Source organism: Janthinobacterium sp. SUN128 (assembly GCF_030587275.1).
Classification (GTDB): domain Bacteria; phylum Pseudomonadota; class Gammaproteobacteria; order Burkholderiales; family Burkholderiaceae_D; genus Janthinobacterium; species Janthinobacterium lividum.
Genome location: NZ_JAPWHY010000008.1, coordinates 75905 through 82097 on the forward strand (window position 1 = coordinate 75905; position 6193 = coordinate 82097).

General features: G+C 60.2%; 7 protein-coding genes and 1 rRNA gene. 4 read left to right on the forward strand and 4 right to left on the reverse strand.

Features of this window, described 5'->3' with window-relative positions:
* Positions 1-67: 67 nt before the first annotated feature.
* The 3 genes from O3297_RS28350 to O3297_RS28360 are packed head-to-tail and all read right to left on the reverse strand — an operon-like array spanning position 68 to position 2732.
* Entirely contained in the window at positions 68-1603 is a 1536-nt protein-coding gene (locus tag O3297_RS28350; protein ID WP_034784678.1) for an ammonium transporter, read from the reverse strand.
* Positions 1604-1614: 11 nt separating this feature from the next.
* Positions 1615-1953: a P-II family nitrogen regulator gene (locus O3297_RS28355; RefSeq protein ID WP_010393464.1), complete on the reverse strand. Its 339-nt coding sequence runs from the start codon at positions 1951-1953 to the stop codon at positions 1615-1617.
* 11 nt (positions 1954-1964) lie between these two features.
* On the reverse strand, positions 1965-2732 hold the full coding sequence (locus tag O3297_RS28360) for a TorF family putative porin (protein ID WP_305051229.1): 768 nt from the start codon (positions 2730-2732) through the stop codon (positions 1965-1967).
* Between the two features lie 270 nt (positions 2733-3002).
* On the opposite strand from O3297_RS28360, the gene O3297_RS28365 reads away from it, so the two are divergent.
* From O3297_RS28365 to O3297_RS28380, 4 genes are all read left to right on the forward strand, one after another.
* Positions 3003-3251 carry an accessory factor UbiK family protein gene (locus O3297_RS28365; protein ID WP_034749434.1) on the forward strand — a complete coding sequence of 83 codons (249 nt, stop codon included), beginning with the start codon at positions 3003-3005 and terminating at the stop codon, positions 3249-3251.
* A gap of 110 nt (positions 3252-3361) precedes the next feature.
* Positions 3362-4882 (forward strand): YifB family Mg chelatase-like AAA ATPase, encoded by a 1521-nt coding sequence (locus O3297_RS28370; protein WP_305051230.1) that lies wholly within the window; start codon positions 3362-3364, stop codon positions 4880-4882.
* Between the two features lie 64 nt (positions 4883-4946).
* Positions 4947-5492 (forward strand): hypothetical protein, encoded by a 546-nt coding sequence (locus O3297_RS28375; protein WP_305051232.1) that lies wholly within the window; start codon positions 4947-4949, stop codon positions 5490-5492.
* A gap of 180 nt (positions 5493-5672) precedes the next feature.
* Positions 5673-6017: a DUF1840 domain-containing protein gene (locus O3297_RS28380; RefSeq protein WP_034749443.1), complete on the forward strand. Its 345-nt coding sequence runs from the start codon at positions 5673-5675 to the stop codon at positions 6015-6017.
* Between the two features lie 60 nt (positions 6018-6077).
* Here the strand turns inward: O3297_RS28380 and rrf are convergent.
* Positions 6078-6190 (reverse strand): 5S ribosomal RNA (gene rrf, locus O3297_RS28385).
* Between the last annotated feature and the right edge of the window lie 3 nt (positions 6191-6193).

The window sequence follows — 6193 nt, forward strand, 5'->3', positions numbered from 1 at the left end:
CTCAATGAGGTGCCTTTTCCAGCTGGACATGCCGCGCCGGGACGCTGGCATGCCAGATAATGACTATTTAGCCATGATACGCTTGCTCGCCGTGGCTGGTGATATCGAGACCTTCGCGCTCTTCTTCTTCCGGTACGCGCAGGCCGATGACGATGTCGACCAGTTTATAGGCGATAACGGAGACGATGGCCGACCAGAGGATGGTGGTGCCAACCGCTTGCGCCTGCACCCACACCTGGTGGCCGATCGAGTACGGATCCGCCGACATCTTGTTGGTGACATAGTCGAATACGCCCTGGCCGCCCAGTTGTGGCGCAGCAAACACACCCGTCAGCAAGGCACCGAGGATACCGCCCACGCCATGCACGCCGAACACGTCGAGCGAATCGTCGGCGCCGATCAGGCGTTTCAGGCCATTCACGCCCCACAGGCAGACGACACCGGCCAGCAAGCCGATGACCAGGCCGCCCATCGGGCCAACAAAGCCGGCCGCCGGGGTGATCGCCACCAGGCCGGCCACGGCGCCGGACGCGCCACCGAGCATGGAAGGCTTGCCTTTGCTGATCCACTCGCCAAACACCCACGACAGGGTGGCGGCGGCCGTTGCCAGCAAGGTGTTGACGAAGGCCAGGGCAGCCACGTCGCCCGCTTCCATCGAGGAGCCGGCATTGAAACCGAACCAGCCCACCCACAGCAGCGACGCGCCGATCATGGTCATCGTCAGCGAGTGCGGTGCCATCGATTCGCGGCCGTATCCGACGCGTTTGCCGATCATGATGGCGCCCACCAGGCCGGCGACAGCGGCATTGATGTGCACCACGGTGCCGCCGGCGAAGTCCAGCGCGCCTTTTTGCCAGATCCAGCCCGCCTTCAGGGCTTCGCTGGCCGAGGTGGCGGCGCTGGTGATCAGGTCAGGACCGGTCCAGAACCACACCATGTGGGCTGCAGGCAGGTAGGCGAACGTGAACCACAGCACGACGAAGGCCAGCACGGCGGAAAACTTGGCGCGCTCGGCAAAGGCGCCAACGATCAGTGCGCAGGTGATGGCGGCAAACGTGCCCTGGAAAGCAACGAAGACGAACTCGGGAATGACGACGCCCTTGCTGAAAGTGGCGGCGGCGGCAAACGTACCCTTGGCCGGATCCCAGATACCATTCAGGAACAGGCGGTCGAAGCCACCGAAGAAGGCGGTTTTTTCCGTGAAGGCGATCGAGTAGCCGTAGATACACCACAGCACGATGACCAGCGCGAACACCATGAACACTTGCATCAGCACCGACAGCATGTTTTTCGAGCGCACCAGCCCGCCGTAGAACAGGGCCAGGCCGGGGATCGTCATCAAGATCACCAGCAAGGTGCTGATCATCATGAAACTGGTGTCGCCCTTGTTGGCGACAGGCGCGGCGGCTGGCGCGGCAGCAGCCGGGGCCGGAGCGGCGGCGGCAGGCGCTGCGTCAGGAACCGGCGTGACGGCGGGAGCGGCGACGGCCGTGGTTGTGGCCGCCTCCGTCTTGGCGGGCGCATCGGCAAAGCTTGGCGTGGCAATGCCAAACGCACACAGGCAGGCTATCCCAGCTAGCAATTTTGTTATATTTTTATGCATCAATATTCCCCTTAGAGCGCTTCGTTGCCGGTTTCACCGGTACGGATGCGGATGACCTGTTCCAGGTTGTAGACGAAAATCTTGCCATCACCGATTTTACCGGTACGCGCGGCACCTTCGATCGCTTCGATGGCCTGGTCGACAATGGCGTCATCGACGGCCGCTTCGATCTTGGTCTTTGGCAAGAAATCAACGACATACTCGGCGCCACGGTAGAGTTCCGTGTGGCCTTTCTGGCGGCCGAAGCCCTTGACTTCCGTGACGGTAATGCCTTGCACATTGATAGCCGACAAAGCTTCGCGTACTTCGTCCAGTTTGAACGGTTTAATGATTGCGGTAATCATTTTCATGGCAGTCTCGCTTAAAAGGTTTTGGACACGGTCAGCACGAGACCGGATTTCGCCAGATTCTTGCCGTTCGGAGCCAGCGATACGTTATTGGCCTTGACGGCTGCCAGGGAAACGGTCGCCACGCCGAAGTCCTTGGTCACGCCGATCTTGTAATCGCTGTAGCTGAGAGAATCGTTGTGCTCGACCTTCTGACGTCCGACATGCAGGTTCAGCATGTAGCCATCATGCACCTCGACGTTGGCACCCACGTCGAGGTAGCCGCTGTTCTTGCTGTCGGCGACACCGAACAGATTCGTCGTCGAATGCGAGTATTTGACATATATCGGGCCATAGCCGAGTTGGCCGTACAGCTCGAAGGTGTTGGCATTGGTGCTCAGTCCATTCGAGGGATAGAAATAGTACAGGCCGCCCACGTCATAGGTAAAATCCTTGCTGATCTCGCCCCGCTTGCCGCCGTAGATATCCCATTCCAGATTGGTGTCGCCGCCGCCATCCTTGATCCATTTGATACTCGACAACCAGGTGCCCACATACAGGCCCGTCGGGTTATGGGTATAGTCGGCGCCGCCGCTGATGGCCGGTTTCAAGCGGCTTTGCGACAGGCCGCGGTAACGGTAGTCGCTGGTCAGCGCCACGTTATAGCTCACCACGTTATCAGGCACGGCTTCGGCCGCAGCAGGCGCCACCACTGCATCCTGGGCCATGGCGCTACCGCACATGGCGGTCATGGCCAGCGTCAACGCTGCAGCTAAAGTCATGTTCTTGGACAGATTCTTCATGGCGATTCCCTTTTATTGAACTTTTAAAGCGGTTGAGGTTTAAAATCTTGGCTGGAGATCACAAAGCGTTCATACCTTCTTTAGCAGAATACGTGCCAGCTCCATTGCCACCTTGACAGGTGCGTTTCCGGCCATACATACCCTGCAAGCCTCTGGGCATGCGGGTACGGGCTGCTAAAGCATTGTGAATTTGCCCAGATTCGCACCAGATTAACGCCGCTGTGCACCGCAATGGTGCGATGCACAGGCCGCACCATAAAAGGACTGACCATGGACATGAATACCTTCTTTAACGATTTGCAAGGCAAGATCCATCAAGCCATCGAAAACTCGCCGGCCAAGGATATCGAGAAAAACGTGAAGTCGATGATGACCCAGGGCTTCGCCCGCCTCGATCTCGTCACGCGCGAGGAATTCGATATCCAGGCGCAAGTACTGGCCAAGACCCGCGCCAAACTGGACGCACTGGAATTGCGCCTGATCGAACTGGAAACGCGCCTGAACGACACCAAGGCGTAAAGTGCGGCCGGCAGGGTCCGTTATTGACGGACTTGCTGGCATACCTCAAGCCTGACGGCGTTTCTAACGCTAGACTGATCCTGCCCGCGCCCGCGCTACAGGGGAGTCTGATGAGCCTGGCCGTCCTGAAAAGCCGCGCCCTGGCCGGCATGGAGGCGCCCGAGGTAAGTGTCGAAGTCCACCTTGCCAACGGCTTGCCTTCGTTTACGATTGTCGGCTTGCCGGATACGGAAGTGAAGGAATCGCGCGACCGTGTTCGTGCCGCGTTGCAAAACTGCGGCTTTGAAATGCCGGCCCGGCGCATCACGGCCAATCTGGCACCAGCAGACTTGCCCAAGGAATCGGGCCGCTTCGACTTGCCCATTGCACTGGGCATCCTGGCCGCCTCCGGCCAATTGCCGGGCGATCAATTACATCACTATGAATTCGCGGGCGAACTGTCGCTCTCAGGCCAGTTGCGTCCCATCCGCGGCGCCCTGGCCATGACCTTTGCCATGCAGCGCAGCCAGTCGGGCGCGCCACGCGCCTTCATCCTGCCGCAGGCGAACGCGGACGAGGCCGCTCTCGTCGGCGATGCCTGCATCTATCCCGCCCACAGCCTGCTCGAGGTCTGCGCGCATTTTGCCGCGCATACCAGCCAGACCGCCCTGCAACGCCACCAGCCCGTGCTGGCAGCGCACGCTTTTCCGTATCCCGACTTTGCCGACGTGCAGGGGCAGCAGCAGGCGCGGCGGGCACTGGAAGTGGCGGCAGCGGGCGGTCACAACGTCTTGATGGTGGGGCCGCCAGGCGCAGGCAAGACCATGCTGGCCAGCCGCTTTCCCGGCGTGCTGCCGCCCATGAGCGATGAAGAAGCGCTGGAATCGGCTGCCGTACATTCGCTAGGGGGCCACTTCAAGGTGGAACACTGGAAACGGCGGCCCTATCGCGCCCCGCACCAGACGGCATCCGGCGTGGCACTGGTGGGTGGCGGCAACGTGCCGCGCCCGGGAGAAATCTCGCTGGCCCACTGCGGTGTGCTGTTTCTCGATGAAATTGCCGAATTCCAGCGGCGGGTACTCGATGTGCTGCGCCAGCCCATGGAGTCGGGCGTGATCAGCATTTCACGCGCGGCCCGCCAGGCCGAGTTTCCTGCCCGCTTTCAACTGATCGCCGCCATGAATCCCTGCCCGTGCGGCTACCTGGGCCACGCTTCCGGCCGCTGCCGCTGCACGCCAGACGCCGTGCTGCGCTATCACAATCGCCTGTCCGGCCCGCTGCTCGACCGTATCGACCTGCAGATTGAAGTGGCCGCCATGCCGCCGGCCGCGCTAGGCCGGCAGGCCGGTGCCGGAGAATGCACGCAGCGGATCGCCACGCGTGTAGCGGCAGCCTATGCCTTGCAGCTGGCGCGCCAGGGAAAATCAAACCAGCAGCTGAGCAACACGGAAATCGAGCAGCATTGTCGCCTTGAAAAGCATGGCGAACAGTTGCTGCATGGCGCCATGACGCGCCTGCACTGGTCCGCGCGCACCTATCACCGGGTACTGCGCGTGGCGCGCAGCATCGCGGACCTGGCGGGCAGCCCGGCCATCGCGCAGCCGCATGTTGCCGAAGCGATCCAGTACCGGCGCGTACTGCGTGAAATATAAGGCGGCCAATGAGCCCCACGCGTGCGCGATTGCGCGTGATGGGCGGCGCTGCTACCATCTGCTGATGAAAAAAACATCACTTTCCCTCGTCCTGGCGACGCTCGCGGCTGCCAGCGTCCTGTCCGCCTGTAGTCCGAAATTCGACTGGCGCGACTATCGCAGCCCCGATGCCCAGTTCACGGCCCTGTTTCCAGGCAAGCCGGCCGTGCTGACGCGCGAGATCGATCTCGATGGCAAGAAAGTCAGCCTGACCATGACGGCCAGCGAGGTCGATGGCAATACCTTCGCCATTGGCAGCGCCGTGCTCGACAGTGTGGAACAGGCACAAACGGCCCTGCCCGCCATGCAGACGGCACTGTTGAAAAATATCAACGGTACCTTGCGCAGCGAAAAATCGGCCTCGGCTGCCAGCAGCACGGCGGCCGGCAGCCATCAACGCCGTTCGCTGAGCATCGAAGCGACGGGGACGCAGCAGGGCAAGCCCGTCCTGCTGGTCGGCCGTTTTGTGGCGCAGGACAAACGCATCTTCCAGATCATCATTCTCGGTGAAGAAAGCAAGCTGTCGCGTGACACCATCGACACCTTCATGGACTCCGTGAAACTGGATTGAGACTTAACGATCGCTTAAACGGGTGTTTTCACGATAAACAAGCTCTTGTAAATGCGTGCGGTGTCCAACAGATGGCCCTATCCGGCTTGCAAATGTGCAATCCGGGCAATCGGACGGCCTGTGCGACATTTCAAGTCGTGATATTGTTTCGACACTAACAACAAGTTTCAGAAAGCGCTTATGTTGATCTCATTCAAATCCAAATCCTCCCCAGAAGTGCTGATGTACCAGGAACATGCCCAACGCATCCTCGACATCCTGCACAAGAACCCCACGCGCGGCGTCATCACGCCAGCTGAAGCGGGCGATGCCCTGGCCCTGCTGGAAAAAGAAGTCGCGGAAAGCAAATTGCATCCGGAAAACGACATCGAACACGATGCGCATACGCCGGAAACCCTGGAAGATGGCGAAACGGGCGCCCATGCGCGCGCGCAAAAAGTGCATTTTTCGCAGCGCGCCTATCCCTTGATGGAAATGCTGCGCTCGGCCAAGGCGGAAAATGAAAGCATCACCTGGGGCATCTGATCCGATGAACGCTGCAGACGAAAAAAAACCCCGCACACGCGGGGTTTTTTTATATAACAAGCCTGACGATAACCTACTTTCACACTGGTTGCAGCACTATCATCGGCGCAAAGTTGTTTCACGGTCCTGTTCGGGATGGGAAGGGGTGGGACCAACTTGCTATGGTCATCAGGCAT

Coding starts and splice junctions, on each gene's coding strand:
- O3297_RS28360 (WP_305051229.1), bottom strand. CDS start 2,732: ATGAAGAATCTGTCCAAGAACATGACTTTAGCTGCAGCGTTGACGCTG.
- O3297_RS28375 (WP_305051232.1), top strand. CDS start 4,947: ATGAAAAAAACATCACTTTCCCTCGTCCTGGCGACGCTCGCGGCTGCC.
- O3297_RS28365 (WP_034749434.1), top strand. CDS start 3,003: ATGGACATGAATACCTTCTTTAACGATTTGCAAGGCAAGATCCATCAA.
- O3297_RS28370 (WP_305051230.1), top strand. CDS start 3,362: ATGAGCCTGGCCGTCCTGAAAAGCCGCGCCCTGGCCGGCATGGAGGCG.
- O3297_RS28350 (WP_034784678.1), bottom strand. CDS start 1,603: ATGCATAAAAATATAACAAAATTGCTAGCTGGGATAGCCTGCCTGTGT.
- O3297_RS28380 (WP_034749443.1), top strand. CDS start 5,673: ATGTTGATCTCATTCAAATCCAAATCCTCCCCAGAAGTGCTGATGTAC.
- O3297_RS28355 (WP_010393464.1), bottom strand. CDS start 1,953: ATGAAAATGATTACCGCAATCATTAAACCGTTCAAACTGGACGAAGTA.